Origin of the sequence: Bifidobacterium subtile (genome assembly GCF_000741775.1) — a bacterium.
Taxonomy (GTDB): Bacteria; Actinomycetota; Actinomycetes; order Actinomycetales; family Bifidobacteriaceae; genus Bifidobacterium; species Bifidobacterium subtile.
Map to the genome: position 1 here is coordinate 1 of NZ_JGZR01000027.1, position 2,298 is coordinate 2,298.

Sequence of the window (2,298 nt, forward strand, 5' to 3'; positions counted from 1 at the left end):
CCACCACATCCCGTGCGCGCGTAATGGCGCGCACGACAATTAAAGATTGCGGCGGCCATGGCTGGGGAGACGCCCGGTCCCATTCCGAACCCGGAAGCTAAGACCCAGCACGGCGATGGTACTGCACTCGACAGGGTGTGGGAGAGTAGCGCGCCGCCGCAATAACACTTTCACGAGAGGCCCCGGGGATCACACGATCCCCGGGGCCCCTTTGTATGCCCGGAAAACAAAACACGCACAGGCACGCCCCGACAACCGACGCGAAGACGCGTTCGCCCCGCCCCCGCGCAGACGGCGCGAAAGCCACAAACAACACAAAGCCAGTCCAACGGCGCACAGCATCCGCAGCGACACAATACAGTAGAATCGAGGCATCATGGACGAGCCGTTGTACCTCGAAGATACTGGAACACTGGCAGAGGTAGAGGCAAGACGCGCAGATGACAGCGGAACCACCGATATCGATGATATCGATTGGGATCTGCTGTAATCGATCATGTAATCGATCAGATGCCGATTAACCATCCTACGAAGAGGGTCGCTTCTTGCGATATGACTGCACGGCATTGAACAGAGTATCGGTGTGCGGTTAGACGGGGCGTATGGTTATGTCAGCAAGCGCTGGTCTCACGATATAACCACACGACATTATGTCAGATTAAAAATCTGACATAATGTGGGTTATCGGATGGTTGAGTACGCGCTATTTGTGAATTCATTCCTTGCTGGGGGCGTCTCGGCCGAGTATAGCGGAGAACAGTGCAGTTACATTGTCAAAGCTTTCACCCGCGTCTGTTGTCGCCATATGCGCAGCTTCGCTGATAGCCTGACGTGTGGCATGAGGCAGCTCTTCTTCTAAGCATGCTTCATTCATTGCATGACTTTGTTGCATAGCGCATCTGCCTAATCTCGTGTTGCAGTCAATCTATGTGAAATCTGATTTATTTCAGTATTATCAAGTAAAGCAGGCTTTCGTTTGTAATACATTATCAATGTCGTCTGTCTTGCATAAGTGCCACGAATACAGCACTAGAGCACTTTTCTTTTGACGAAACTTTAGAACTGTTACTATACTGTTGTACGACAATAGATTATCAATGTGAGACAACAGTGAAAGCTGGTAGTGCTATGACAACGGTTACCGTGCGAGTGGACGATGAGACCAAGCTGAAGGCCTCCAATATTGCAGAGGATTTCGGCTTCGATCTTTCCTCTGTTACCAGGGCGTTTTATCGCCAGATGGTGCGGGAACGTCGCATTCCGCTGAACCTCAGCTACGAGCCGACGCCTAATGAGCAGACTCTCGCCGCGATTCATGAGGCGGAGGAGATAGCGCAGACTGGCCGTCAGCGATTCAAGAACGCTGATGAGATGTTCGATTCGCTGGAAATCTGACGATGCTTGTTCCCGAATACACAACTGGCTTTGAGCGGGATGTGAAGCGAATGACCAGGAAGCATGTGAACACCGAGGGCCTGCGCCGGGTCATCCGTCTGGTGCTTGCAGACGACGAGCAGTCGCGCGAGGAGCTGCGGCGCAGGCATCGTGCCCATAGGCTCACTGGCGACTGGAGCGGGGTGCTCGAGTGCCACATCGACAACAGTGCCGATAGTCTGCTGATATGGCGCACGGCCAGCGGCACTGCTGTCTTCCTTCGCGTGGGCAGCCATGATGAGCTGTTCCAATAGGACTGGCGGCAACGCAGGCAGAGTGAGGCTCCGACACGCCGAAGAACAGAAATATTCGAGGTATTTTGGCGGCCTCGCGTTGCATACAGAGCAAATCAAGGCCGAAAACAGGCGATTTCGACACGCCGACAGATGTCTTATATGCCAACGATTCAAGGGTATTTCGACAAGCCCGATTTGCGCCCGGGGGCCATCCCGTGTAAGTTAATCCCTTGCTGCCTGACAGCGACAAGAAATCTTCGGATTGCTTCGGTTTGTTGGTGTGGTGGTGGTTTGAGAACTCAAGAGCGTGTTTTGTACTACTTTTTATAGTCAGATTTTTGTTGTGATTGCCAGTCCGATGCCTGCCTGCGCGTGTTTTTGCGTGTGGGTGCCCTGGGGGGCTTAATGGGCGTCGGGGTTTTGTGTGGATCGTTTTCCTTATAAACGGTCCCGTCAATTATATATATGAGGGCCTTTTCGAGGCTTTCTGCATTTTTTTTGTGGAGGGTTCGATTCTGGCTCAGGATGAACGCTGGCGGCGTGCTTAACACATGCAAGTCGAACGGGATCCAGAGTGCTTGCACTCTGGTGAGAGTGGCGAACGGGTGAGTAATGCGTGACCGACCTG

At 53.0% G+C, this 2,298-nt stretch carries 2 protein-coding genes and 2 rRNA genes; all 4 read left to right on the forward strand.

What is annotated here, in order from left to right:
* The first annotated feature begins 47 nt into the window (after positions 1-47).
* A 5S ribosomal RNA gene (rrf, locus tag BISU_RS11405) occupies positions 48-162 on the forward strand.
* 966 nt (positions 163-1,128) lie between these two features.
* A complete protein-coding gene (locus BISU_RS11410; RefSeq protein ID WP_024464707.1) occupies positions 1,129-1,395 on the forward strand; it encodes a type II toxin-antitoxin system RelB/DinJ family antitoxin in 267 nt (88 codons plus the stop codon).
* A gap of 2 nt (positions 1,396-1,397) precedes the next feature.
* On the forward strand, positions 1,398-1,688 hold the full coding sequence (locus BISU_RS11415) for a type II toxin-antitoxin system RelE/ParE family toxin (protein WP_024464708.1): 291 nt from the start codon (positions 1,398-1,400) through the stop codon (positions 1,686-1,688).
* A 479-nt stretch (positions 1,689-2,167) separates the two neighbouring features.
* Positions 2,168-2,298, forward strand: a 16S ribosomal RNA gene (locus tag BISU_RS11420); the annotation flags it as partial.

Coding starts and splice junctions, on each gene's coding strand:
- BISU_RS11410 (WP_024464707.1), top strand. CDS start 1,129: ATGACAACGGTTACCGTGCGAGTGGACGATGAGACCAAGCTGAAGGCC.
- BISU_RS11415 (WP_024464708.1), top strand. CDS start 1,398: ATGCTTGTTCCCGAATACACAACTGGCTTTGAGCGGGATGTGAAGCGA.